General features: G+C 42.8%; 19 protein-coding genes. 10 read left to right on the plus strand and 9 right to left on the minus strand.

What is annotated here, in order from left to right; translation table 11 throughout:
* Positions 1–22 precede the first annotated feature (22 nt).
* Genes GNIT_RS02710 through GNIT_RS02720 form a run of 3 tightly spaced genes read left to right on the plus strand, consistent with a single transcriptional unit; the run spans position 23 to position 3426 of the window.
* A complete protein-coding gene (locus GNIT_RS02710) occupies positions 23–1603 on the plus strand; it encodes an alpha/beta hydrolase-fold protein (protein ID WP_014107601.1) in 1581 nt (526 codons plus the stop codon).
* 31 nt (positions 1604–1634) lie between these two features.
* On the plus strand, positions 1635–2849 hold the full coding sequence (locus GNIT_RS02715; protein ID WP_014107602.1) for a saccharopine dehydrogenase family protein: 1215 nt from the start codon (positions 1635–1637) through the stop codon (positions 2847–2849).
* Positions 2850–2907: 58 nt separating this feature from the next.
* Positions 2908–3426, plus strand: a complete 519-nt coding sequence (locus GNIT_RS02720) for a DUF4920 domain-containing protein (protein ID WP_014107603.1) — start codon at positions 2908–2910, stop codon at positions 3424–3426.
* A gap of 77 nt (positions 3427–3503) precedes the next feature.
* On the opposite strand, the gene GNIT_RS02725 is transcribed toward GNIT_RS02720, so the two are convergent.
* The 3 genes from GNIT_RS02725 to GNIT_RS02735 form a co-directional block, all read right to left on the minus strand.
* Positions 3504–4628, minus strand: a complete 1125-nt coding sequence (locus tag GNIT_RS02725) for a MalY/PatB family protein (protein WP_014107604.1) — start codon at positions 4626–4628, stop codon at positions 3504–3506.
* A 270-nt stretch (positions 4629–4898) separates the two neighbouring features.
* A complete protein-coding gene (locus GNIT_RS02730) occupies positions 4899–8021 on the minus strand; it encodes an efflux RND transporter permease subunit (RefSeq protein ID WP_014107605.1) in 3123 nt (1040 codons plus the stop codon).
* Positions 8018–9109 (minus strand): efflux RND transporter periplasmic adaptor subunit, encoded by a 1092-nt coding sequence (locus GNIT_RS02735; RefSeq protein WP_238526929.1) that lies wholly within the window; start codon positions 9107–9109, stop codon positions 8018–8020. Before GNIT_RS02735 ends, GNIT_RS02730 begins: the two co-directional genes overlap by 4 nt.
* Positions 9110–9474: 365 nt before the next feature.
* Here GNIT_RS02735 and GNIT_RS02740 point away from each other — a divergent pair, with 365 nt between their 5' ends.
* Positions 9475–9897 (plus strand): hypothetical protein, encoded by a 423-nt coding sequence (locus GNIT_RS02740; RefSeq protein ID WP_014107608.1) that lies wholly within the window; start codon positions 9475–9477, stop codon positions 9895–9897.
* A gap of 69 nt (positions 9898–9966) precedes the next feature.
* On the plus strand, positions 9967–12261 hold the full coding sequence (locus GNIT_RS02745) for a TonB-dependent receptor (protein ID WP_014107609.1): 2295 nt from the start codon (positions 9967–9969) through the stop codon (positions 12259–12261).
* Positions 12262–12351: 90 nt separating this feature from the next.
* Here the strand turns inward: GNIT_RS02745 and typA are convergent, their stop codons facing one another.
* The 4 genes from typA to GNIT_RS02765 form a co-directional block, all read right to left on the minus strand.
* Positions 12352–14187 (minus strand): translational GTPase TypA, encoded by a 1836-nt coding sequence (gene typA, locus GNIT_RS02750; RefSeq protein ID WP_014107610.1) that lies wholly within the window; start codon positions 14185–14187, stop codon positions 12352–12354.
* Between the two features lie 330 nt (positions 14188–14517).
* Positions 14518–15129, minus strand: coding sequence for a YceI family protein (locus tag GNIT_RS02755; protein WP_014107611.1), 612 nt, complete (start codon positions 15127–15129; stop codon positions 14518–14520).
* 41 nt (positions 15130–15170) lie between these two features.
* Positions 15171–15749: a cytochrome b gene (locus tag GNIT_RS02760; protein ID WP_014107612.1), complete on the minus strand. Its 579-nt coding sequence runs from the start codon at positions 15747–15749 to the stop codon at positions 15171–15173.
* The gene (locus tag GNIT_RS02765; RefSeq protein ID WP_014107613.1) at positions 15742–16374 is read right to left on the minus strand and encodes a YceI family protein; all 633 of its coding nucleotides are present in this window, start codon (positions 16372–16374) and stop codon (positions 15742–15744) included. The genes GNIT_RS02760 and GNIT_RS02765 overlap by 8 nt, the downstream gene beginning before the upstream one ends.
* Positions 16375–16837: 463 nt before the next feature.
* On the opposite strand from GNIT_RS02765, the gene glnA reads away from it, so the two are divergent.
* From glnA to GNIT_RS02790, 5 genes are all read left to right on the plus strand, one after another.
* Positions 16838–18247, plus strand: a complete 1410-nt coding sequence (gene glnA, locus GNIT_RS02770) for a glutamate--ammonia ligase (RefSeq protein WP_014107615.1) — start codon at positions 16838–16840, stop codon at positions 18245–18247.
* 181 nt (positions 18248–18428) lie between these two features.
* Positions 18429–18980 (plus strand): DUF4124 domain-containing protein, encoded by a 552-nt coding sequence (locus GNIT_RS02775; RefSeq protein ID WP_014107616.1) that lies wholly within the window; start codon positions 18429–18431, stop codon positions 18978–18980.
* A gap of 142 nt (positions 18981–19122) precedes the next feature.
* Positions 19123–20211, plus strand: a complete 1089-nt coding sequence (gene glnL, locus GNIT_RS02780; RefSeq protein WP_014107617.1) for a nitrogen regulation protein NR(II) — start codon at positions 19123–19125, stop codon at positions 20209–20211.
* 2 nt (positions 20212–20213) lie between these two features.
* A complete protein-coding gene (glnG, locus tag GNIT_RS02785; RefSeq protein ID WP_014107618.1) occupies positions 20214–21623 on the plus strand; it encodes a nitrogen regulation protein NR(I) in 1410 nt (469 codons plus the stop codon).
* A 257-nt stretch (positions 21624–21880) separates the two neighbouring features.
* The gene (locus GNIT_RS02790) at positions 21881–24307 is read left to right on the plus strand and encodes a bifunctional diguanylate cyclase/phosphodiesterase (RefSeq protein ID WP_014107619.1); all 2427 of its coding nucleotides are present in this window, start codon (positions 21881–21883) and stop codon (positions 24305–24307) included.
* Here the strand turns inward: GNIT_RS02790 and GNIT_RS02795 are convergent.
* Positions 24284–24886: a LysE/ArgO family amino acid transporter gene (locus tag GNIT_RS02795; protein ID WP_014107620.1), complete on the minus strand. Its 603-nt coding sequence runs from the start codon at positions 24884–24886 to the stop codon at positions 24284–24286. The genes GNIT_RS02790 and GNIT_RS02795 overlap by 24 nt on opposite strands.
* 44 nt (positions 24887–24930) lie before the next feature.
* On the minus strand, positions 24931–26325 hold the full coding sequence (locus GNIT_RS02800) for an RDD family protein (protein WP_014107621.1): 1395 nt from the start codon (positions 26323–26325) through the stop codon (positions 24931–24933).
* Between the last annotated feature and the right edge of the window lie 9 nt (positions 26326–26334).

Genomic DNA, 26334 nt, shown 5'->3' on the forward strand with positions numbered 1-26334 from the left:
CCAAGTAGCAACAAGGATTAAAATGAATAAAATTATATCGGTGGGTTTCATTCCATTTTTGGCTTTATGCCTCGTAAGTGCTGTTACTCATGGCTCCACTGTTCAGACTGCGGACAGCTCTGGTAATCTCAAACAAGGCATCAGTGTTGACGTGACAAGTGCGCAGCCGATTTCGTCTCATGGCCGACTTTATCTCGTCTTTTCTCCTTCTGATAAAGAGGAGCCCAGATTTTATAGTGCCTGGCCTACTAGCAATGTTGAGCCTCTTTTTGCTAAAGACATCAAGGGCTTTACGGCCAATGAAACCCTAAGCTTCTCTGAAGGGCTTGCTGGCTTTCCTTACAAGACATTAGATGCAATACCTCATAAGAAATGGTTTGTGCAAGCGGTTTACGATACTGATTTTTTGGACTCTAGAATCAATTCACCCTTAAATTTCTACTCAAACGTTGCAGAAATAAATGTTGATGATAAAAGTAAGCAAGCACTTACCCTTAATTTAAATCAACAGATTGGTGAAGAAGCGTTACCAGAAGAAGAGCGATTTCTGAAGTTCGACAAAATGCCGAGTGAACTTTTGTCTAAATTCTGGCAAAACGATATGTTTTTGAAAGTCGGGGTTATTCTGCCAAAAACCTATTTCGATAATCCAAACGCTACGTTTCCGGTAGTTTATGATATTGGTGGCTACCACGCTCGCTATACTCGCGCTAAGAATCTATATGAAAATAAGGCTTTTAAAGACTTCTGGTTTAGCGATGATGCTCCGCAGATGGTCATGGTATTTTTAGATGGCGAGGCGCCACTAGGCGATAGTTATCAAATAGACTCTGCAAATAATGGACCCTATGGTGAGGCAAATATGCGAGAGTTAATGCCTTATTTAACTGAGAAATATCGCTTAATTGATAACGGAAGTTCTCGCTTCACAACCGGTTGTTCAACAGGTGGTTGGGTAAGTTTGGCTATGCAGTTGTTTTACCCAGACGAGTTTAATGGTGCTTGGTCCTACAGCGCAGATGGCGTAGATTTTCGTTACTTTCAGTTGGTGGACATCTACAATGACAAAAATGCGTTTATCAACGAGCATGGGAATGAACGACCTTCCTATCGGAGTAAAGATGGGGAAATAATTTTCAGCATTCAACGTGAAATCATGATGGAAAATGCTATTGGGAGAAAAAATTCGTTCGCATTTAGCGGTGGTCAATGGGGTGGTTGGAACGCTGTATTTGGTCCGAAGCAGGAAAATGGCGAACCTTCGGCAATATGGGATCCCACAACGGGCGAAATTGACAAGAAGGTAGCGAAAGCTTGGGAAGCGTATGATTTACGCGCATTTACCGAAAAAAATTGGTCTTCACTTGGACCAAAATTAGCGGGGAAACTACATATTTGGATGGGAGATATGGACAACTTCTATTTGAATAATGCGATGAACCTTTATCAAGACATGCTCGAAAAGCAAGATGCACCAAAGTCTGATGCTAAATTCAGATGGGAAAGAAACGTCGGGCACTGTGACTATGAAAGAGTGCCGATGCTGAAGCTTACCTTGCAACAAATGCAAGAAAGACTCAATAATGACTCAAGCTACGATTAAAATGCACGTAAAAAATAGGTAAAAAGTTCGTATGAAGAACAGCAATAAACAATTTGATTTCATTCTTTATGGAGCAACTTCATTCGTTGGTCAAATAATGGTGGAGTATCTTACTAGCTATAAGGGCGAAGAGTATAGCTGGGCAATGGCAGGTAGAAGTGAAAGCAAACTGCAGGCTTTAAAGAAACGTTTTAATATTAATGACGTCCCACACTTTATTGCTGATGCCGACGATGAGACTGCACTAAAAAATCTATGTTTAAATACGAAGGCCGTTGTAAGTACGGTCGGTCCTTACGCAATGTTTGGCGAAACGCTAGTGAAAGTGTGCGCGCAGTCTGGCACCGACTATTGTGATTTGACCGGCGAGCCGCAGTGGATAAAACAAATGCTGGATAAGTACGAATCGGATGCAAAAAGCTCTGGGGCGCGCATTGTGCATTGTGCTGGTTTTGATTCTATTCCTTCAGATCTTGGTGTTTATAAACTACAGCAAGTTGTTATAGAACGAACAGCAGCACCTGCAAAGCAGATTAAAATGCGCGTTAGGCGGCTGAAGGGAGGGGCTTCTGGCGGTACTATTGCGAGCATGTTGAATGTGTTTAAAGAAGTTAAAGAAAACCCTAGTTTACGCAAAGTTTTAGTAAACCCCTACGTCCTCTGTCCCCAAGGACATCCCTTTAAGCAACGTCAAAAAAATCATAAAGGCGCTGAGCACGACAGTTCGCTCGGGGTTTGGACAATGCCCTTTGTGATGGCGTCTATCAACGAGCGTATTGTGCATCGCTCAAACGCATTACTCGGCAATCAATATGGTGAAAACTTTTTATATGATGAAGCGATGACGGCTAAAAACGGTTTCCAAGCATGGACTTTTACGCTTGGCTTAGGTGCTTTTATGCTGGCAGCAAGCCTGTCGCCGTTAAGAAAATTGTTAGCCAAATACGTTCTAATGAAACCAGGTGAAGGTCCTACGCCAGAGCAACAGCTGAACGGTATGTTTGATATGCGTTTTTATGCGGATACTGCGACGGGTGCGCGAATAGTGGTTAAGGTTGAGGGAGATCGAGATCCTGGCTATGGCTGCACAGCAAAAATGCTTGCGCAGTCTGTGCTTTGCCTATCGAAAGATGTTCCCAATCTACAGGGCGGTTTTTGGACTCCTGCTTCAGCGTTAAATGAAGCGCTTATTGACCGTTTGGCCAAGCATGCAGGTGTTACCATTGAGGTGATGGAAGCTACGTAGTTAACATGTTGTCACGTTTATTAAATTCACCAATTAAACGAAGAAGAGGTTAATCAATATGAAATGTAAAGTATTGTTAATTGCTGCAATAGTTATTGCTAGTACGAGTGTATTTGTTGCCTCCGCAGAGGAAATTGAAACCAACGAAAATAGTGTTGTTTTGAGATTATCTGAGCCTGTTGCACAAGACGCTAAGTCGGAAACCTTCGGAGCTGAGCTTGATGAAACACTTCAAAAAGTGACGTTAAAGGATTTAGTAGCACAGTCTACTGATTATGTCGGGAAGCCGTTTCAGCTTGACACTAAAGTTGCTAAGGTTTGTCAGAAAAAAGGCTGTTTCTTTATTGCGCAACAAGGTGATGATGTTATGCGGGTTGCTTTTCGCGACTATGGTTTTTTTGTGCCGACAGACAGTGCAGGTAAAACCGTCACTCTGGCTGGCGAGCTTATTAAAAAAGAAATGACTACTGAGCAGGTGGAACATTTTAATAAAGACATGCAGGGTGGGTCTGATGTAGTCAAAGAGGGGGTTGTTTATGAAATACTTGCAGACAGCGTGAGGGTCCCTAGAGCTTGAGGTATTGAAACTAGGGCCCATAAATTAAGGCCCTAAAGCTCAATCTTAGAACGAAATATTAACGTGTCACGGCCTCGTTAAGAGGACAGCTTTGCAATGGCTTCAACTAAATAGTCTCGCGAACAACCAAAGTTAAGTCTAAAAAAGTTTTTTGCACCAAAGTCTCTGCCAGGAGAAGGGCCTATGCCTTTTTCTTCACACCATTTTTGTGTATCGGCAACCTCAAGGCCACTCGCATCAACCCAGAGTAGAAAGGTTGCCGCAGGTGCGATGGCTTTCAAGCCGGGTATTTTGTTTATCTCGGTAACAAGGAAATCGCGATTAGCTTTCAAATAGCTTAGCTCATCTTTGTGCCAGTCATCGCAATGTCTAAAAGCAGCATTAGTTGCGGTTAAACCAGTAACAGTTACCCATGGCACAATTCCTCGGGTGGCTTTATTAAAAGCTGCACGCAATTTGGTATTCGGAATGATAGCAAATGATGTGCCTAGCCCTGCAACATTGAATGTTTTACTCGCCGCCATAAGAGTCGCTGAGTGCTGGCTTAGATCTTGATGTGCACTAGCAGGAAGATGTTTGCTTTCATCTAAAATTAAATCACAGTGAATTTCATCAGAACAAATTAAAACATCGTGTTTTCGACAAATACTAGCGATTTGATCTAACTCACCCTGAGTTAAAACAGAACCCGCCGGATTCATAGGATTACACATAATGAATAGGGTCGCTTTAGGATCGGCAGCAGCGGTTTCTAAAGCCACAAAATCAAGCGTCCATCTGCCGTCCACTTCAACAGTCGGAACACAGGTTCTATTTAGTCCATTGATGCCAGGGGCTGCTAGCAGCGGAGGGTAGTTAGGCGTTTGTACTATGATAGTATCGCCTTCCTGACAATAAGCTTGTATCGCAACATTGAATGCAGGAACAACGCCGGGTGTCCAAACGATCCAGCTTGGATCGATTTTCCAGTCATATTGCTTTTCACACCAGCCCACAACGGCTTCAATTGCTTCGGTATCATGCGCCGGCAAAGTGTAGCCAAATAAACCATCTTCAACACGGTCATGCAACGCTTGTAAAATAGGCTCTGCGCAACGAAATTCAGTGTCAGCAATCCACATAGGCAATATTTCCGTGCCTTTGTACTTTTCCCATTTGTAAGCTTTTGATGCTGTGCGGTCTGGTTTATCGCTAAAATTCATTGCGTGTCCTCTAATTGTTGATGCGTTTAATGCTCAAGCTCTTTTGCCGAGACTTCGATCAGTAGCGTTACATCAGAACGACTTTGCTTTTCTCAAAATCGATGCAGCGAACATTGCGGTGTTTGAGTCAGCATTACATATTTACAGAGTCTAAAGCACAAATCTTAATTGCAAAAGAACTTGTCGATATATTTCATAACGTTGACCAGAGGCTGGCTGCCTCTGGTCAGTTGATGTGGATAGTTAGGGCTTAAGTAGGATTTTAAAACGCTAAGCGCCTTGTTGCTCAGCTGCTTCAAGTTCAGTCTCTAAACGCTTACTCTCATCCGCTCTTGGTTTAGTGAACCGAGCGATAAGCTTATACAAAACCGGGGTCAAAAATAACGTAAACACAACGGCGATACCTAAGCCACCAAATACTACCCAGCCAATTGAGTTTCGAGCCTCGGCGCCAGCGCCCGTTGATAATATTAAGGGAAGACCACCTAATATCGTCGACATCAATGTCATCATAATAGGACGCAGTCTGACTGAAGCCGCCTGAACAACCGCATCGTTCACAGCAAGCCCTTGGTCACGTAATTGGTCGGCAAATTCAACAAGCAGTATCGAGTTTTTGGCAATCAAGCCTATCAACATGACTAAGCCAATTTGTGAGTAAATGTTAATTGAGGTTCCTGTTAGATAAAGAGCATAAATAGCAGCAGCAATACCAAAAGGCACCGTTATCATAACAACGATAGCACTGTTCATGCTTTCAAACTGAGCAGCTAAAACTAGCAATACGATAATGAATGCAAACAGGTAGGTCATGGCGATCTGGTTTGAGGTTTCTTCAAAGGTGAGGGCCTCGCCCAAGAATACTAAGCCAATGCCATCAGCTAGATTTTCATCAGCGATTTCACGCAATTGACTAACGGCTTCGGCCATGGTCATCGTGTCAGGAAGTTCAAGTTCAATTTCAATGGCTCTGCGCTGCGCGTGGCGCTCTAATTCAGCCGCAACGCCCTCTTCACTTATAAACGCGAGACTAGAGAGCGGCACCAGCATCCCGTTATTCGATTTAACATAGAGGTTCGTGAGATCTGAAGGGTCAGCCGTCGTTTTATTGGTAGACTGTAATATTAACGGAACTGCTTGGTCACCAATATTTAGGTCGGTCACATCATCGCCATTGATGGCGGCTCGTAATGTAGTCGATATATCTGTAAACGGAACGCCTAGGTCTTCGGCCCTGCGTCTATCGATATTCACTCTTAGTTGGGGCTGAGTCGGCTGATAGCCAATGTCGGGTCTACCAAGTTCAGGTAGTCGCTCCTCTATTAGTTTGCTAAAGGCCAAAGCTGATTCGTAAATGCGCGTGTAGGTGTCGCCGGTCAATGCAAATTCTAAACCACCGCCTTGGCCACGTAAATTCAAACTATTACTGCCGAATGCCCTAGCAGGTGCGCCAGGAATACCGCCTAGTTTAGGCCGCATTTCATTGATAATATCTTGCTGTGATTTTGTTCTGTCGTCCCAATGTGCAAGCGGAACAGTGATAAAAACAATATTAGGATCCCAGCGTCCAACGACGGTATAAATTGATTCAACATCGTCATCTGCAACATAGGGCAGCAAAATTTGTTCAATTTTCTCTGCTTGTCGGTTCATATAGTTTAAGCCAGCGCCGTCAGGTCCGCGTGCAAACACGCGTATTGTTCCCCTGTCTTCAGAAGGTAAAAGCTGGTTCTCTATTTGTTCATATAGTAGCGCTGCGCCGCCAGCTGATAAAAGAGAGAGCAAGACAGTGAGCCATGAAAAGCGCAAGGCTTTGTGCAGTATGCTCATATAACCGTTGAGAACTCGGGTGCCAAACGCGCCTAGAGTGCGGTCGAATAGACTATTGTTCTTACTTTTAACGGGTAACTTAGCGGTTAGTGCTGGTACTAAACTCAGAGCAACGAACGAGGAAATGATGACTGCCCCTGCTAGTACTCCACCAAACTCTCTAAATAATCTGCCTGCCGTTGAAGGTAAAAAGGCGATAGGAATAAAAACGGCCGCTAAGACGGCGGTTGTGGCGACAACAGCAAAGAAGACCTCTCGTGTGCCCAACACGGCTGCGGCTCTCGAACCCATACCCTGAGCACGACGGCGTTGAATATTTTCGGATACCACGATGGCATCATCAACGATAAGACCTGTTCCAAGCACTAACGCAAGCAAGGTTAAGATATTGATAGAAAAACCGAGTACCCACATGATAACTAGTGCGCCAATCAATGACACGGGTATTGACAGGGCGGGCACTAGTGTCGCTCTAAATGTACCTAAGAATAGCCAAAGCGTGGCAATAACTAACAAAATGGTGAGCCCGAGAGACACAATAACTTCATCTACCGAGCTACGAATGAACTCTGCATCATCTGATGTCACTACAATGTCGAGATCAGCGAAACGATTGTCGAGGCTTTTTACCATCGCAAGCACTTCGTCAGAAATTTCAATGGTATTTGAGCGTGCCTGACGGATAATGCCTAATCCAACGACAGGTTTGCCATCGAGTCGAACCAAACTGTTGGCATCGGCGGGGCCAAAATAGACGCTAGCAACATCGCCTATTCGGGTGTCACCAGAGATAACGATTTGCTCTATATCCTGCGTGGAGACAGAGGTAGCATCGGCTCTTACAATAAGCTCCTGATCTTGTGACTTAACGCTGCCAGCGGGCACGTCAAATGGCGCCAGGCGCAGAGCGGCAGACACTTCAGTCATTGATAGGTTGAAGCTGGTTAAGCGCAATGGATCAACAGAAACACGCATCACTCGCTGACGTTCACCGTTAAGCGAAACGTCAGCGACACCAGGAATACTTAAAAACAAGGGGGCTAGGTCAACCTCAACACGTTCAGTTAGGGTTTCCATATCCAGTGTGTCGCTACTAATGGCCAAGCTGACAACTGCTTGTGCGTCGTTGTCGGCTTTAATGATTGCCAAATTCTCAACTTCTGCAGGCAAGCGACGCTGCACTCGGCTGACCGATTCACGCACCTCATTCGCTGCATCTTCAAGATTGGTGCCTGGGCGAAACTCAACGCGAATTCGAGAAGAGCCTTCCTCACTCGATGCGTTAATAGAATCAACACCGCTGACTCTGGCGACGGCGCCCTCTAAGCGGCTAGTAACTTCACTATCAACCGTTTCAGGAGAGCCCCCAGGATAACTCGCTGACACTGTAACAATTGGACGATCAACATCTGGAAGTTCTCTGATCTCTAAGTCGTTAATTGCCGCAAAGCCTGCCAAAATAATAAGCAGGTTCAATACCATCACCAAAACAGGACGGCGTATTGATAGCGAAGGTAGATCGTTTATTTGTACTGAGGTATTGATCGAATCACCTTTTTTCATGATAACGCCTCTGGCATGTTGATCGCCTCAAGACTCTGCCCTTGCCTCAACTGCTGCACACCCTCCACAACCAAAGCAGCCTCTGCGTTAAACTTGCCATTGACTAGAATAGTCCCACGCAAGCGTTGCTGTATCTGCACGTCGACTCTATCGGCTTTACCTTCAACCATTTGCCAAACATAAGCGCCCGTTGCTCCCCATAGCAAAGCAGCTTCAGGAATAGCGACGTACTCTTGACCTTTAACTGACAGCTTAACTCTGAAGCTCATACCTGGCCGATAGATATCGGCAGTGTTATCGAGCAGAGCTCGCACTCTTATGGTGCGATCTTGTTCGTTAATCCTAGAATCAATTTGTGCAATGCTTGCGGGAATGTTTATTTCGCGATTTTGCCAAGGTGTTAAGGTGACTTCTGGATTATTGCCTAGGACTGCGACCGCTACTTCGGGTGCTGAAAAGTTGATGTATAGTGATTTTCTATCATCAATGGTGGTAATGCTGGTCTGTGGAGTAATCCGGTCTCCTACTTCAACGTCGGTGAAGCCAACAATGCCACTAAACGGCGCTTTTACTACGCGTTCTGAAAGTGCTACCTCAGCTTCTTTTACGGCAATTTCTGCAAACCCAAGCTGGGTGCTCGCAATGTCTACTTGGCTTTGCGCAGCGGCTCCTTTTTTGCGACTTTCTAATAAGCGATTGTATTCTCTAGTAGCGTCCTTCAACTGAATTTTTCCACGCTCGTGAGCAACGGCTTCGCGCTCGTTGTAAAGCGTTAGCAGTACCTGGCCTTTTTCCACTTGCTGTCCGGGGATAAAATTGACTGCTGTGACTCTTTCGCTTACAGCGGAGAATAAAATGACGGACTTAACCGCCTCGGCTGTGCCGACAGCTTCAAGATTAGACTGCTGTGCCTGATAGGCTAGTGGTTGAACCAATACCTGAGTTTTGCTTTCTCCTCTTCCCCCCCAAGACTGAGCCTGCGCGGTATTTGAAAAAACAAAACCGACTAGTAAAAACGCTAGTGTAATAGGGAGTTGATTGCGGTGAATAAACATAAACAAAATTTCTCGTTGTATTAGTTGTTTCATAGACCAAAGTCTACGCTATATGTTCACTTAAAGATCAGGTTTTTTACAATCTAGAATTAGCATTTTCACATTAAATAGAACCTCCTGATATTGCAAAGAAAAGGACTCGCCGTTGAGTTTACCACTAATCTAAAATTGGTATCTTATGCTCTTACATCAGTAAAAAAGACGATTGAAAAACTGCCACGCGTCTATGATGATATTGATTTGCGTCATTAATCCTATCAAAAGTAGGGTTTTATCTTGTTTTTGCATTCTATTTGCTATTAACATGCCCCATACAATCCTTATTGTTGATATCAATGAATCGTTGATACAACTGATGCGTGTACAAAAACTAAAAAAGGCAAACAGTAAAACTAGATATGCCGCTTAAAACTGCAAATCACTACATTTTGAGTACCTTGCTTCTGCTAGCTCTTATTTCTAATCAGGGGCTTGGCATGCTAAATAGTGCGAGTGCTATGTCCGCAATGCAGAACTTTGTAGATGATGACACTCTAGCTATTTGCACAGGCACTCGCGTTAAGTGGATATCGGCGGCGATATTTTACCAGTCTGGCGATATTGTTGAAGTTGAAGCACCGGTCAATACGCCTGATAACTTGCATGAAGTCTCCTGCGTTTTTGGCCAACTAAATGACTCACCGATAGACGATAAATTCACAAGTCTTAAATCCTACGCTACTGAATTCGTTAATCCCACTGTTCTCAATTCAAAACTGTTGTTTGTAGCAGCAGACTATGTGAATAATTTCCTCGCTAGAGGGCCTCCAGTTTTTCTATAAGCGACATTAATACTTAAAATTGATCTGCATAAAGTGGGTCACCTTTTATCGTTTATAGGAAATTATTACATGACTTCACGTTGTGACTTTAGCCCACTGCACTCTGGCAATGCGGGCAACAAAATAAAAAATGGTATAAAACAAAGCGCTAATGTAACAAAGCGTAATTTTATTAAATTTTCTCCAGTAGCAGCGGTGTTGCTGGCTTTCTCAGTCCCTAGTTATGCACTTTCTGAGGCTTTGCTACCACATCAAGATATCGGTCAGGAACCCACTTCTACATTAAAAAATGAGCAAGAGAGCATATCAATGCTTGATGCTACTAGCACAAAAGCAATTGAAAGAATTGAAGTTGTTGGTCAAATCAATACCGGTTTAATGGAATCGGAAATCAAATTAGCCAACACTAGCTCACCTGACCTGCGCTCGCAGTTATCGCAAATTCCAGGTGTCAGTGTTAACGGTAACGGTTTAGTCAGTGGGATTGTGCAGTATAGGGGATTATTCGGTGATCGACTCAAGGTTAAAATAGATGGTCTTGAGATTGCGGGGGCAGGACCAAACGCAATGGATAGTCCGTTGTCTCATGCACTGGGTAATAATCAAATTGTAACTTTGTATCAAGGGATCGCTCCAGTTTCGGTTGGATACGAGACGCTTGCTGGCGCTATTGAAATAAAAGACGCGCAGCCAATATTGGGTGCATCGTCTGCATTTGATGCACGCTCCACTTTGTTAGCTAGTTGGTTCAGTAACAACGACGCGAAAATGTTGGGGGCTAACGTTGCTGTGGCAAACAACCAGAACTACATATCATTTCAAGGCCAGTTTCAGGAAGCTGATAATTACAGCAGTGGAAACGGTGATATTGTTCCTTCCACTTTTTACGAGCGAAGCGGACTTAAGTTTGCTGCGGCTAGATACACGGATGACTATGAACTCGACTTTTTAGTTGGTAGTCGCAACACCAACGAATCTGGTACGCCGGCTCTTGCAATGGATATCTCATTCGTCGATTCAGTATGGTACAAATTCGGATTGGCAAAAATCATAGGTAGTGATTGGAAAGTCAAAGCTAAAATATTCGGCAATCAAAATGAGCATATAATGACTAATTTTGACCTACGATTTACACCGCTGCCAGCAGCTCACAGAAAAAATACAGTGGACAGTGATGCTGTTGGGATGGACCTAAATTTTATTCAAACCTCTGTGCAAAACAATTGGAAGTTTGGCGCTAACTACTATTCACAATTTCATGATTCTCGCATTACCAACCCGAACAATATGGCCTTCTTCATTCAGAATTTTACTAATGTGCAGCGTGAAGTTGGCAGCGTGTATATTGAATATGATATCGCGGCAAACCCCTTTAAATCCATAAATAAGAACAATAATGTGCATTGGCAGTTAGGCGGGCGAGTCACTCATGTTGCTTACGATGCTGATGAAGTGGGTTCTAATATGACAATGATGAATCCTAATGTTGCCGCACTAGCAAACGGCTTCAATGACTCAGAAAAAGCGTTGGATTTCGACTTAGTTGATGCGGTAATTAAAGCGGAGACCAGGATCAACGACCACTTGCAGGCAACATTATCATTTGGGCAAAAAGAAAGAGCGCCCAGCTATCAAGAGCTTTATTCTTGGTTTCCATTAGGGGTGTCTGCGGGTTTAGCAGATGGCCGAAATTATTTAGGTAATCTCAATCTAGAAAAAGAGACAGCTGGCCAGATAGATGCGGGTTTACAGTTCCGATACAACAGTCTTACAGTAATGGGAAATATTTTTTATCATCGTATTGATAACTATATTATTGGGGTTCCCACAAACAACATAGCGGCGAATATGATCGCTACTATGATGGGGGCACAGCAGCCGCTTCAGTGGGATAATCGCAAAGCGAAATTGTATGGAGCGGACCTGTATCTCTCCAAAACCATTGGATCTTATTGGCAGGCAACGTTAAGTGCACAATGGGTTGAAGGTGAATTAACTGAAAGCATTGATGGTCAACGCTATCCTCTATATCGAATTGCACCTTTAAGTGGCAATATCGGATTACACTGGAACAAGGACTCACTCGACGTTTCGCTGTCGGTTATTATAGCGGATGCGCAAGACGAAGTGTCTTCTTTACAAAATGAAACGACAACGCCTGGTTACGCAGTTTGGAACTTGAACATGCACTATCAGATGACGCCAGCACTGACGCTAAGCCTAATTGCCGAAAATCTATTGGACAAAGAGTATGCTCAGCATTTAGGAGGAGTAAATAGAGTGGCTGGCAGCGAAATAGCAGTGGGACAAAAAGTGTCTGAAATCGGTCGAAACATCGGATTGCATGCGGAGTATGCTTTTTAGTATCGTAAGAACTTTTCTTAGATGAAAATAAGACATAAAAAAACCAGCATTATCGCTAATGCTGGTTTTTTTCATAACATCGAGCTACAACTAACTATTATCTTTCTTAGGACGACCAGCGCGTTTACGCTCGTTTTCTGTTAATAGTTTCTTACGTATACGGATGCTCACTGGCGTTACTTCTACCAATTCATCGTCATCAATAAATTCTAGTGCTTGTTCAAGTGTGTAAACAATCGGTGGAACTAATGTTTGTGCTTCATCAGTACCTGATGCACGAACGTTAGTAAGCTGCTTCCCTTTAAGTGCGTTTACCGTTAAGTCGTTTTCACGGCTGTGAATACCGATAATCATACCTTCGTAAACTTCAACACCGTGACCGATAAACATACGGCCACGTTCTTGTAAGTTAAATATGGCGTTAGTCAGTGCTTTACCCGTCGCGTTTGCAATCAATACACCATTTTTACGCTCTCCGATGTTGCCACCTTTGTGCGGACCATAATGGTCGAATGTGTGATAAATCAAACCGGAACCTGAAGTCAGCGTCATAAAGTCAGTTTGGAAACCAATCAAGCCACGGCTTGGAATGATAAAGTCAACGCGTGTGCGGCCTTTACCATCTGGTGTCATGTTAGTCATTTCACCTTTACGCATACCAAGCTGCTCAATCATAGAACCCTGATGTTGCTCCTCAACGTCAATCGTTAAGGTTTCAAACGGTTCCATTAGCTTGCCGTTTTCTTCTTTTAAGATAACTTCTGGACGAGAAACTGCTAGCTCATAACCTTCACGGCGCATGTTTTCAATCAAGATACCTAAGTGAAGTTCACCACGACCTGAGACGCGGAATTTATCAGGGTCACTCATTTCTTCAACGCGCAAAGCAACGTTGTGAATTAATTCGTTTTGCAAACGCTCAAGGATATTACGTGAGGTTACGTACTTACCTTCTTTACCAGCGAATGGCGAGGTGTTTACTTGGAATGTCATGATAACCGTAGGCTCATCAACCGACAAAGGTTTCATCGCTTCGACTTTGCTAACGTCACAAACTGTATCTGATATCTTTAATTCACCTAGGCCTGTAATGGCAACAATATCACCAGCGGCTGCTGAATCAATATCATGTCTATCCAAACCTAAGTAACCTAATACTTTACCAATTTTACCGTTACGCTTTTCACCCGCTGCATTAACAATAGTAACCGCTTGATTCAGCTTCACCGTACCGCGCGTGATACGACCGATGCCGATAACACCAACGTACGAGTTGTAGTCAAGCTGAGAAATTTGCATTTGCAAAGGACCATCTGGATCAGCATCAGGTGCAGCAACTTGATCAACAATTGTTTGGAATAACGGCGTCATGTCTTCGCTTGGCTCGTTATAGTCCATAGTCGCCCAGCCATTAATTGCTGACGCATAAACAACTTGGAAATCCAACTGATCGTCAGTTGCGCCTAAGTTGTCAAAAAGATCGAATACTTGGTCAACAACCCAATCAGGACGAGCGCCTGGCTTGTCGATTTTGTTAATAACAACGATTGGCTTAAGGCCTTGCGCGAAAGCTTTTTGTGTTACGAAACGCGTTTGTGGCATTGGGCCTTCTTGCGCGTCTACTAATAGAAGTACAGAATCTGCCATTGACATAACACGTTCTACTTCACCACCGAAATCGGCGTGTCCTGGAGTATCTACGATGTTGATACGGTATTCATTCCAGTTAATTGCTGTGTTTTTAGCAAGAATGGTAATGCCGCGTTCTTTTTCAATGTCGTTCGAATCCATTACGCGCTCTTCGGCTACGCCGCGGCTCGCTAATGTGCCGGATTGTTGAAGAAGCTTGTCAACGAGGGTGGTTTTACCGTGGTCGACGTGAGCGATAATCGCGATATTGCGAAGATTTGCAATGGATGAAGGCATTTTTTACTCTCAATAGATAAATACGAAGGGAAAAAGCCCCTAGGATTGTTGGGCGCGGATTGTACAGATTTATTATTCAATTAGCGACAAAATTTGCCAATTTGTCTGCAAAAATAGTTAAATACTTGATTATTCACTACTGAATCTAGTTTTTTTATCCCCTCCGTCATTCCTGCGCAGGCAGCAACCTCCTAAACCCACCCGCAAATCAAAAAATTATTTTGTTTGAATCTGCTGTAAATTATCGAAGTCCTTGCTTTCGCAAGGATGAGAGAGGATGTTTTGGATGGCCCAAAGTGTTTTGTTGATCTGCTGGGTTCGTAGCTTTACCTATTTATTTAACAAGAGAGTCATATCAATTTCTTCACTAACCCATTCTGCGGCGGGGTCAGACTCGAACCCAATTTTATAGGCAAGTCGGTTGATGCTGAAGTTTGCAGATAGCGTTGCACCATTGTCTTTCAAAAGGAATGAAACTGGCTGACTGATACCGCGCAATGTTAAATTTCCAGTAACATCGTAATCATTTCCTTTCGAAATTATTTGCTCACTTTCGAATAGTCCTTTTGGATGATTCTTAACATCAAACCAGTCACCCTCGGGCAGGGTGCTGTCATACGTGCTATCACCTGTCTTCGCAGATGCAACGTAAAATGTGGCTGTGATTGTCGGTGAATCTGCAGGAGGCAACACAAGTTCTGCATTCCATTTATTAAAAACCCCAGAGAATTTCATGCCGACATGCTCTCCAGCGAAACTCACTGTACTGTCTTTAGCGCTAAAGGTGAGTTTCTGTTGTGCAGCAGCCAATGGAGCAAACGTTAAGGCAAGCGCTATACATAATGTAGAGTAAAAGGTAAGTAAGTAGTCACATTTAATTTTTTTGTTTGTTTTATAGCTGTTGATCTTTGTTAGGTTAAGCAATACAAGCGTTTTTAACATGTAGTTATTTTCCCAAATATTTGTTGCTGTTGTGAGATTAATTAATCTTTGTGCTTTGACCACCACATTCGGTTTAATAAATTAAGGCCATGTGCTTTTTTGTGCCATATAACAGCAGCGATGTGACCTATAATCAGCGTAAATAGAACTGCGGCGGTTATCCAGTGTGTATTGTTGGCGACGGTTTCAACCGTCTTGTTTCTTGCAATCCCAGGAATATGCGGCCATTTTATCCAGTCTACAAACACAAAGGTTGGCAGTCCAAAAGGGCTTGCAGAGACCATTACCCAGCCGGATAAAGGCATGATCACCAAAGCCACATAGAGTAATAAATGTCCCGCCTTAGCCTTCTTTTTATTAGCATTTGACATAGCGCTTGGAAGACCCGGTGCCTTTGTGAAAATACGTACGCAGATTCGGATAAATAATGCCCAAAGCATGATCACGCCGGCAGCTTTGTGCAGCTGAAATAGCTTGTATTGGTCAGCTTTACTGATATCGGCATTGACCATATACAAGCCACTTGCCAGCATAAATACTAAACCAAGCACAACGGTCCAGTGCAAAAGAATACTCAGACTATGATAGCGCAATGATTTAGCAGCGGTCGCACTAGTCATCAGTTTTTACAAACTCACCTTCAATCATCACTTCAACTTCATCGCCAATGTTAGGTGCATATTTTCCCATGCCCCATTCGGTGCGCTTTATTGTTGTTGTGGCAGAAAAGCCCATCGTTGGTTTTCCACTAAAAGGTTGGCGTAACATTGCGCCGTTAAATTCTACGTCAAGTGAAACAGGTTTAGATACTCCCAGGAAAGTGAGGTCACCGTTCATAACTGCAGTTTTTTCACCCGTCATTTTTATAGAGGTTGAAATAAAATCGATGCTGGCAAATTTGCCCGCATTAAACCAGCTTTCGTCGGTTGCAAGTGTGTTATCAAAATCTTCTTTCTTTGGATCTGGGTAAGCCGTTTGAATTGACATAGGGTTGATTTTAGCCGTGACTTTACTCTTGGTTATATCAGACGGGTCATACTCGATTGAAGCATCAAAATCGGCAAAACGAGCGACATAATTAGACAGGCCTAAATGAGAAACTTTCCAGACAATTGAAGCATGGCTCAGATCAACGACGTATTCGCCTTCTGGCATATCGTTAAAGGGACTTTTTGCAAAAACCCAAGAGATACAGCCCGCTAAACTAAGAACAATAGTAAATGCTGTAATTTTTAAATAATTCATTTTGTCATTCCATTTTTTGTGATTATTTTACGAAGGTGAGTGCGCATAAGCGACTTCCACCGACCGTCAGACATCTTATGTATACCATTACGCTAATATGGCTTAAAAGTGCTCAAAAGTGTTGTAACTTTATTTTCTGGCTAAATTTTCAGTCACTTTGATTGTTCAACACTTTTTAGCGGTTGGACGATATTTATTAGTGTTGTTTTGCACCAATAAAAACATATTTATTTGCAGTTGCACTAAATTGGGTCTGATTGGGATCATTTTGGTGCAGTTTGGCTGTTTTAAACTTGTCACGGCTGAAGGCTAAGCCAGTGTTTACGCGGTTTTTTATTTGATTGCTAAATGGCACGAATATCGCTTATAGTTTTACATAGCTATTTTGAACGCATATAGGATAGTTTTAGCATTTGTATGGACTGCAAATCTGTACAAGGACATTTTTTTATTGGAGGACAGTATGTCAATCGAGTCGACATTAGAACTAATTAAAGAGAGCGAAGCGAAATTTATTGATTTGCGCTTTACAGATACAAAGGGTAAAGAGCAACACGTTACTATTCCTACTCACCAAGTAGATGAAGACTTCTTTGAAGAAGGTAAAATGTTCGATGGTTCTTCAATTGCTGGCTGGAAAGGCATAAATGAATCCGACATGGTGCTTATGCCTGATCCAACAACTGCAGTATTGGACCCGTTTGCTGAAGAAACACAGATAAATATTACCTGTGATATCTTGGAACCATCGACTATGCAGGGTTACGATCGTGATCCGCGCACTATTGCAAAGCGTGCTGAAGAGTTCCTAAAATCAACTGGCGTTGGCGATACTGTATTATTTGGTCCTGAGCCAGAATTCTTCCTATTCGACGACGTTCGCTACCACACTGATATGTCAGGTTCTTTCTTCAAAATTGATGCTGAAGAAGCTGCATGGAACTCTGGTGCTGAGTTCGAAGGTGGCAACAAAGGCCATCGTCCGGGCGTTAAAGGCGGTTACTTTCCAGTTTCACCTGTCGATTCAGCGCACGATACTCGTGCCGCTATGTGCCTAGTAATGGAAGAAATGGGACTCGTTGTAGAGGCTCATCACCACGAAGTTGCGACGGCCGGCCAAAACGAGATCGCTTGCAAATTCAACAGCATGGTTAAGAAAGCAGACGAAATTCAAATTTATAAGTATGTTGTACACAACGTAGCTGATGCCTACGGACAAACTGCAACCTTTATGCCTAAGCCGCTTGTAGGCGATAACGGTTCTGGCATGCATTGCCATATGTCAATTAGTAAAGATGGCAAGAACACCTTTGCTGGCGACAGCTACGCTGGTCTTTCTGAAACTGCTTTGTTCTACATTGGCGGTATTATTAAGCATGCTAAAGCAATCAATGCGTTCGCAAATGCGTCGACTAACTCTTATAAGCGTTTGGTGCCTCATTTCGAAGCGCCTGTTATGCTAGCTTATTCTGCGCGTAACCGTTCAGCTTCTATTCGTATTCCTTACGTAACAAGTGAGAGAGCGCGCCGTATTGAAGTTCGTTTCCCTGACCCATCAGCTAACCCATACCTAGCATTTACTGCGTTATTGATGGCTGGTCTTGACGGTATTAAAAATAAGATCCATCCAGGTGAGTCAATGGATAAGGACTTGTATGATTTACCTGCTGAAGAAGCAGCGTCTATCCCTCAAGTTGCTCGTTCATTAGAAGAAGCGTTAGCTGCATTGAATGTTGACCGTGATTTCTTAACAGCCGGTGGCGTTATGAGCGACGACATGATTGATGCGTATATAGAGCTAAAGACTGCTGAAGTACAAAGAATTAATATGTCAACGCATCCAGTTGAGTTTGAGTTGTACTATAGCGTTTAGAACTGCGTGTAAGCGCTTATTATTTAGAACGCGGAGCCGATATAAACCTACTATACCGGCTCAGCACTCACTAAATATAATAATCTATACTAAAGCCTGTGTTTACAGGCTTTTTTTTTATGTTAAAACAGCTACACTAAGCTAGCTACACGAAGAGAGCGTTATTAATTAGGGCAAATATATGAATATAGCAAAGTTCTCAACATCGACACGCTTTATAATGCTGATCATTATTGGTCTAGTTCTCTCTACTTCTGTGAATGCAGGAAAAATATATAAAACGATTAACAAAGACGGAACTATTACGTATTCAGACCAGCCAACGCCAGGGGCGGTTGAGGTCGACTTTGCCTCCAATACAACGACAGTTGTACAAAACCCAATCGCTAAGACGAAACAACTTAAAACAATTAAACAGAAAACGCCGGTCGAGCATACCCTTAGCGTCAATTCACCAGCTATCGATGAAACCATTCGCAACACAACGGGCAATGTAAGTATCAGTGCCACTGTTACACCAAACGCGCCCGGCCACTACGAACTCTCGCTACATGAAAAAAAGCTTCGTTCCTCATCAGGTACTTTCTTGGTAAAAGATCTACCAAGAGGAGAGTATTCCTACCAAATAAACTTTGTTAGCACTTCGGGCAAGGTAATTGCATCGTCAGGGGTGAGACGCTTTTTTATGCATAAACCTTCAGTGCTAATTACGCCTCAAAACAAGAGCAATTAAGCCATATCGCGGTGCAAGCCCCATCTCCTTTGTGCACACAAAGGTGCATGAGAGTTAGCAAGTTTTAGCTATTGATTTAATTGCGCAATGAAATCGCATAATATAGTGCATTGCACATTTCTGGTGCAACAAAAAGGGCGTTATGGAAGATCGTTTGGCTGCAATTAATCTTTCACCGTTTCAACTACGCAACATGTTGAAAACAGTAGTGATCATTATAGATGAGCATTTTGATATTTTATATGTCAACGATGCCGCCTTGGCATTGCTGGAAACCGGTTTAAAACAAATCCACGATCGTAAATTCTATGAGTTTTTTCTTGAAGATGGCATTGAGCGTTCGACATTTGAAGACGCCTTTCGTAATCGAGAAGACTTCAGTGAAACAGAGGTGCAGCTATTTTTTAAAGATGGACGTTGTGTGTTAACGGATATGACGGCCACTTGTTTTGATTCTGATGGGCAACGCATGATGTTGCTAGAAATAAGACAAATCGATAAACAAAAAAAGATAACCCAAGAAACCATTCAGCACGCCCAGCAAGAAGCAGCACGGGAACTGGTGCGAGGGCTTGCCCATGAAATCAAGAATCCTCTCGGCGGCATTCGCGGCGCGGCGCAATTGCTCGAAAAAGAGCTGACGAACCCAGATCAGAAAGAATTTACACAAATGATTGTTGATCAGTCAGATCGCTTGCGTTCACTCGTCGATCGACTTTTAGGGCCAAACTCTTTACCGCAAATGAAATGGACGAATATTCATGAGGTGATTGAGAAGGTGCGGGCGGTCATATTCGCAGATACGCTGCAAGTGATTCAAATAGAAAGAGACTATGATGTGTCGATACCGGATTTGTTTGTCGACCCAGATATGCTGCAGCAAGCCCTATTAAATATTGCAAGAAACAGCATGCAGGCATTGAAATCGGACGAAACACCAAATGCATGTATTAAGCTAAAAACCCGCATTGAAAGACAAGCAGTCATTAAAGGTAAACGCTATGGCTTGAGTGCGCTCATTAGTATTATTGATAATGGTCCGGGTATCCCTAAAGAGCTCAAAGATACCGTTTTTTATCCAATGGTAACGAGTAAACATAATGGCAGCGGCTTAGGCCTATCAATAGCGCAAAATTTGACGAACCACCACGATGGCAAAATAGATGTGGAAAGTTATCCTGGACATACGGAATTTACCTTGTATTTACCTATTAAGAAAAGGCTCGAATAGTTATGAATGAACCAGTTTGGATTGTCGATGACGACAGCTCTATTCGTTGGGTTTTACAAAAAGCACTGCAAGCAGCCAACATTGCCTGCGTTAGCTTTGAGAACCCAGAAGACTTATTGCTTCAATTGCAATCAGGTCAAACACCACAAATAATCATTTCTGATGTGAAAATGCCGCAGATGGATGGTATGACTTTGTTAAAAGAGATCCATCAGCACTATCCTGAAATGCCCGTTATTATCATGACAGCGCATTCTGATTTAGATAGCGCTGTGAATGCATATCAAGGCGGGGCCTTTGAGTATTTGCCAAAACCGTTTGATATTGATGAGGCGGTAACGCTCACCAAGCGTGCGATGGAACACGCAAAAGAGCAAACAAAACTAAGGCAGGTTCAACAAATAAGCCCAACGGCAGAGATTATTGGGGAAGCGCCAGCAATGCAGGAAGTCTTTCGTGCCGTCGGCCGTCTGTCGCGTTCCTCAATCAGTGTCTTGATCAATGGTCAATCCGGGACAGGTAAAGAACTTGTTGCTCTTGCTTTACATAAACACAGTCCGCGTTCATCGAATACATTTGTTGCTTTAAATATGGCGGCGATCCCTGCGGATTTGGTTGAGTCCGAACTATTTGGACATGAAAAAGGCGCATTTACCGGCGCACAAGCGGCCCGGCAAGGCCGGTTTGAGCAAGCCAACGGCGGTACTTTATTTTTAGATGAAATTGGGGACATGCCTATTGATGTGCAAACTCGTCTATTAAGAGTGTTAGCTGAAGGCCAATTTTATAGAGTAGGCGGGCACAACCCGGTTAGCGTCGATGTACGGATAATTGCTGCGACACACCAAAACTTGGAGAAGCGTGTTGCAGAAGGGAAGTTTCGAGAAGATTTATATCACCGTTTAAACGTTATCCGTATTCATATTCCTTCACTCAATGAGCGTCGAGAAGATATTGCTTTGCTAGCTAATCATTTCCTAGTCAAAGCAAGCAAAGAATTGGGTGTTGAGGGGAAAGTGTTAACCAAAGCGGCCGCCAAAGTACTATCGCAGTTGGGTTGGCCGGGTAACGTTCGTCAGCTTGAAAATACCTGTCGTTGGCTTACAGTAATGGCAAGTGGACAAGAAATTCATCCCGCTGATTTACCTCCAGAGTTGTTAACGTCTCCTGACGACCTGAAGGTAAAAGAGTCGAGTAACGATTGGACAACACTGCTTTCTCACTGGGCTGATTCGGAATTAGGCGCGGGTCATGACAATATTTTAGGTGACGCAATGCCAACCTTCGAGAAAATTTTATTACAACGCGCGCTGAAGTACACACATGGCCATAAGCAAGATGCTGCCAAAAAGCTAGGATGGGGGCGCAATACCTTAACCAGAAAATTGAAAGAACTGGACGTAGATTTATAAGTGCTTATCGTAAAATATAATTTTGGTAAAATTGCATACCGAAAGCTACGGTAGATGGCGCGTTATAATAGTTTCGAGCAGCGCTGCGATTGACGAGGAATGAGTAAAGTCACGGTGATTATCAGTTGAACAGCAAAAGTCTTTGTATATTTGGTCGAAATAAAATACTTTGTTAGTCTTAGATGTCGCAAAGCTATAGATGAAGCTGAATAGATTGAAAAAAGTTGTCTTGGCATGGTTAACATGAGTTGTAATTAATGAGTGACGAGAAAAATCTGGTGGATTCAGAAGCGACACATTTTAAGGTTGTGAGTGAATTTGCTGCTAAAATATTATCGCTGAATACAGAATCCGATGTTCTTTGGTATTTGACTCATAATGTCGTTTCAAAATTAGGCTTTGAAGATGTCGTTGTCTACATCTTTGACGAAGAAAGGCAGGTTCTAGAGCAGAAAGCGGCGTTTGGCAGCAAGGCCGGCGAAAATTACAGCGTGATTGAGCCGATCGAACTTAAACTTGGCCAAGGTGTTGTAGGAAAAGTCGCTGAAACCAGAACAACAATGATCATCGATGATACTCGCTTGTGTAAAGATTATCTTGTCGATGATAAAAAGCGCCTATCAGAGCTTGCCGTCCCCTTGTTGGACAACGACCACCTCGTAGGAGTGATAGATTCTGAACATCGAGAATCAAACTACTTTACCGAAAACCATGTCAAAACATTAGTGGCTGTTGCCTCCATCGCTGCTACAAAAATTTCCCAGAATAGATCGCTGAGTAAGCTTCAGGAGACTGTCAGCAAGCTTGAGCAAAGTAGCAAAATTCAAGATGCTTTATTTGAAATTGCCGAACTGATATTTGAAACCGAAAACATGGCTGAGTTTTATCAGCAATTGCATGCCAAAATTTCTAATCTAACCTTTGCGAAAAACTTCTTTATTGCCTTATCTACCAGTGATGGTAAGTCTTTTACAATTCCGTATTGTGTCGATGAAGTTGACGATGTTCCTGACAACGAAACGACAATAATGATTGATAACCCGCCGAGCATCACTGGTTACGTTTTGCAAACTAACGAAGCTCTGCTGGTTTATAAGGATGACATTGAGCGTAAGCTCAAAGAAAAACTGATTTATGTCAAAGGCTCACTCCCCGAGGCTTGGTTAGGAGTTCCTTTTGGCAACGATTCCCTACGGGGTATCGTTGTTGTGCAAAGCTATGATGAGCAGTTTGCTTTTACAGAAAAAGACAAACTGTTGCTTACCTTTGTCGCTAAACATATTCGAAACGCGATTGAGCGCATGCAGGCTCGCTCTGAATTGACTAATTTAGCCTTACACGATCCACTCACGCAATTGCCCAATAGAATATTATTTAACGATCGCTTAGATAGAGCCCTGATTGATTTAGAGCGACGCCAATGCAACATCGTAGCGCTACTGTTCTTGGATTTGGATAAATTTAAATTTGTTAATGATAAACACGGCCATTTTATTGGTGACCAACTTTTGAAAACCTGCGCTGAGCGACTTAACAGATGCGTTCGTGAGTCAGATACGGTTTGCCGACAAGGTGGAGATGAGTTTGTTGTGCTACTAGTCAACATAGACAACGAACAAAATATCCATGATATTGCTAGTGACATTGCTCGGGCCATAAGTGAGCCGATTATTATTGAAGATACCGAGCTAACGATATCCACCAGTATTGGCGTGACGTATTGTAAGCCCACTCACAAAAACAGTCGTAAAAATCACGGTGAAAGTAAAAAGAAAACCCCTGAAAAAATGTTTTTGGAAGCCGATGAAGCAATGTATCAGGCTAAAGAAAACGGTAGAAACCAAGTTTGTTTCTATCAAGCAAAAGAAGGTGGGGATAATTTTAGTTCTTTCGACCTTGATAGTGAATTTAAGCAGGCATTAGTTGAAGATCAGCTATACCTAGTCTTTCAACCCATTATTGATATTCAATCAGGTTTGGTTATTGGCGGTGAATCGTTAATTCGTTGGGAGCATCCAAAATTCGGCAATATGCCGCCTGTATCTTTTTTACCGGAACTCGAAAAAGGCAATCAAATTGTTGCACTAGACGAGTACGTTGTTTGGACTTCCATTCAAAACCTAAAAGCTTGGCATGACAAGTGGCCAAAGCACTTCCGTTCTCTGAATGTGAACGTTTCAGGGAAAGGATTTAACTCCGAATCCATCATGCAAATTTTGGAAAGTACCTACCATACCTTTCCAGAAGTGCTGAACTATTTGACCATTGAGTTAACCGAGAGAAGTATCGTAGCAAACGTAGCAGAAACTCAGATAACGATGCAGAAGATACGGGAAATGGGTGTAAAATTGGCGTTAGATGACTTTGGAACTGGATATTCTTCGCTGAGCTATTTGCATCAGTTTAAGTTTGACGTTTTGAAAATAGACAAGAGTTTTATCAGTAATCATAAAGCTGATTCGGGAGAAAATATCATTCTCGAGGCGATTGTTAATTTGGCAAACGCATTAGGTATCAAAACTACAGCAGAAGGCATTGAAACAGCGGAACAATTGTTGTCAATGAAGGCGCTAGGCTGTAACTCTGGTCAAGGCTACTTCTTATCAAGACCCGTTGAAAAAAGTGTTTTTGTGGGCATTTTGCTAGATGGATTAGCTGTTTTAAATCAGCAAACTGATGCCTAATACTAGCATGATAAATCCAACTACAAACTCAAGTACTTTCCAAGCTACGGGCTTCTTAAAAATGGGAATAAGCAGTTTTGCACCATAGCCCAGCGAAAAAAAGAATACGAACGACGCAGTAACAGCGCCGACACCGAATGCCAACTGCTGTCCCTCATATTGCGTAGAAATAGAACCTAACAGTACGAAGGTATCTAAATAAACGTGTGGATTTAGCCAAGTAAATGCCAGACACGTTAATACCGCAGTTACCACATTACCCACTTCTTTCCCTTCAGCTTTAAGCGCATGGTCTGTTGTGATAGCAGATTTGAAACTGATTGCCGCATAGAAAAACAAGAACGCCGCTCCAGCATATCTCGCAATTTGTTCAATGAGTGGAAATTTTTGTACGATAGCACCAAAACCAGCGACACCCGCAGAGATGAGAATGGCATCAGATAGGGCACAAATGAGACACACTACGAATACATGCTGCTGTTTTAAGCCCTGTTTTAGAACAAATGCGTTTTGCGCGCCAATAGCCAGTATTAGCGAAATGCCGAGTGAAAAACCTGCGAGTAGAACCGAGATACTCATGTTTTGTTCCTAATTTAAAAAGCGTTCTGTAAGCAAAAAAACGACTATTGTTTATGAACATTAGGCTTTAAACGAAGCACCAATGTTTCGGATATCTTATCTTGAATAGCTTGTCTATTTGGATCCCAATAGACTTGTAAAAAGCCTAGTAGCCCGGTTGCAAAACCTGCACCATAACCACCGTATCGCCCAAAGCTTTCCCATAAAGATGGGTAATTTCCGTCAAGCTTTACCACTTCAATTCCAACAATTCTCTTGCCAATAGTTTGTCCACGCCACCAAGCGGTAAATACGCTAAAATACAAAGCGGCCCAGCCCAGGCTAAGGCCTAGATCAGACATGATGCCTTTCACCCATTCTAAGATGCTGTAAATACCACTTCTTTTCTCTGCAGGTTCTGTCGACTCCACAATTTCGATTATATCGTCGGTATAAGCATTGCGCTCTTCGTTTAAAGTATTGATGAATTTGTCCATAAACAGCGTCTTATTTTCATCAGTCCATTGTTTTTGAGCCACAATGTCGCTTGTCGTAGCATTAATATCCTCGATAGGGATTTTCATTGCAGCAGCACCGACAGCCGCACCTTCAGCATATTTAAGTAAACACTCACTATCGTTATTGCAGCTTATATCGATTAGTACAGCCGCTAGGTCGAGAAGACTTCTCATGGTGTCTTCATTTTCTCGCGTTTGCGCAGTTGGACTTAACACCGACTCATCTGACTCTTCAAGATCTGCCACAATAGTAAATACGATGACAAAAATTAAGAATGCGGAAAGGCCTCTAAAACTTAGTCGCACAAAATTAAAGCGTTTTTGCTGTTTGAGGCGATTACCTGCTTTGAAGAATGTCAGTGCAAGAAAGCCAGCAAGAAGTAAAGCGCTGAGACCACTGAGCACGGCAATAAGAAACACATCGATGAGCATAGCGACGCCTCTGCGAGCAGGAGTTGCTAGCGGTTGACCCAGTAACTCAGGGGAAACCGTAAAGGCATATGGCGTGACGATTGTGCGCGTTTCTTTGTTCGAAAGCTTTTCATTGCGGTGTTTACGGGCTGTTGTTGCATTTTTAATATCAATATTTTTAATATCAACATCTTTAATATCAGCTTCTTCAATGTCAGCATCTTCGACATTACCATCGCGGATATCCTCCACGTCCTCCAAATCTTCAAAACTTTCTATATCCGCGCTGTCAGCGGTTTCAAAAAACGGTTCTGACTCATTGATCTTGCGCTTGTTCTCAATACTATTTTTTGATTCTTGTTGAGTTTCATCATGCAGTTTATCGCTCGTTTCAGCAGCAGGATCATGCGTGTTGTATTGTGAGTTTTGAGTTGATTCGTCGAGTGATTCAGCTGCTTTCTTTATATCTGTTTCATCATGCGCTGAATCAAGATCGAAAGAATGCTGTTTAGGATTATCCGAAGAAGCCATAATGAGTCC

This window comes from Glaciecola nitratireducens FR1064 (assembly GCF_000226565.1).
GTDB classification, from domain to species: domain Bacteria; phylum Pseudomonadota; class Gammaproteobacteria; order Enterobacterales; family Alteromonadaceae; genus Glaciecola; species Glaciecola nitratireducens.

What these genes read in the sequence shown, in the direction of transcription:
- GNIT_RS02710 (WP_014107601.1), top strand. Translation starts at nt 23, where the DNA reads ATGAATAAAATTATATCGGTGGGTTTCATTCCATTTTTGGCTTTATGC.
- GNIT_RS02715 (WP_014107602.1), top strand. Translation starts at nt 1,635, where the DNA reads ATGAAGAACAGCAATAAACAATTTGATTTCATTCTTTATGGAGCAACT.
- GNIT_RS02720 (WP_014107603.1), top strand. Translation starts at nt 2,908, where the DNA reads ATGAAATGTAAAGTATTGTTAATTGCTGCAATAGTTATTGCTAGTACG.
- GNIT_RS02725 (WP_014107604.1), bottom strand. Translation starts at nt 4,628, where the DNA reads ATGAATTTTAGCGATAAACCAGACCGCACAGCATCAAAAGCTTACAAA.
- GNIT_RS02730 (WP_014107605.1), bottom strand. Translation starts at nt 8,021, where the DNA reads ATGAAAAAAGGTGATTCGATCAATACCTCAGTACAAATAAACGATCTA.
- GNIT_RS02735 (WP_238526929.1), bottom strand. Translation starts at nt 9,109, where the DNA reads ATGAAACAACTAATACAACGAGAAATTTTGTTTATGTTTATTCACCGC.
- GNIT_RS02740 (WP_014107608.1), top strand. Translation starts at nt 9,475, where the DNA reads ATGCCGCTTAAAACTGCAAATCACTACATTTTGAGTACCTTGCTTCTG.
- GNIT_RS02745 (WP_014107609.1), top strand. Translation starts at nt 9,967, where the DNA reads ATGACTTCACGTTGTGACTTTAGCCCACTGCACTCTGGCAATGCGGGC.
- typA (WP_014107610.1), bottom strand. Translation starts at nt 14,187, where the DNA reads ATGCCTTCATCCATTGCAAATCTTCGCAATATCGCGATTATCGCTCAC.
- GNIT_RS02755 (WP_014107611.1), bottom strand. Translation starts at nt 15,129, where the DNA reads ATGTTAAAAACGCTTGTATTGCTTAACCTAACAAAGATCAACAGCTAT.
- GNIT_RS02760 (WP_014107612.1), bottom strand. Translation starts at nt 15,749, where the DNA reads ATGACTAGTGCGACCGCTGCTAAATCATTGCGCTATCATAGTCTGAGT.
- GNIT_RS02765 (WP_014107613.1), bottom strand. Translation starts at nt 16,374, where the DNA reads ATGAATTATTTAAAAATTACAGCATTTACTATTGTTCTTAGTTTAGCG.
- glnA (WP_014107615.1), top strand. Translation starts at nt 16,838, where the DNA reads ATGTCAATCGAGTCGACATTAGAACTAATTAAAGAGAGCGAAGCGAAA.
- GNIT_RS02775 (WP_014107616.1), top strand. Translation starts at nt 18,429, where the DNA reads ATGAATATAGCAAAGTTCTCAACATCGACACGCTTTATAATGCTGATC.
- glnL (WP_014107617.1), top strand. Translation starts at nt 19,123, where the DNA reads ATGGAAGATCGTTTGGCTGCAATTAATCTTTCACCGTTTCAACTACGC.
- glnG (WP_014107618.1), top strand. Translation starts at nt 20,214, where the DNA reads ATGAATGAACCAGTTTGGATTGTCGATGACGACAGCTCTATTCGTTGG.
- GNIT_RS02790 (WP_014107619.1), top strand. Translation starts at nt 21,881, where the DNA reads ATGAGTGACGAGAAAAATCTGGTGGATTCAGAAGCGACACATTTTAAG.
- GNIT_RS02795 (WP_014107620.1), bottom strand. Translation starts at nt 24,886, where the DNA reads ATGAGTATCTCGGTTCTACTCGCAGGTTTTTCACTCGGCATTTCGCTA.
- GNIT_RS02800 (WP_014107621.1), bottom strand. Translation starts at nt 26,325, where the DNA reads ATGGCTTCTTCGGATAATCCTAAACAGCATTCTTTCGATCTTGATTCA.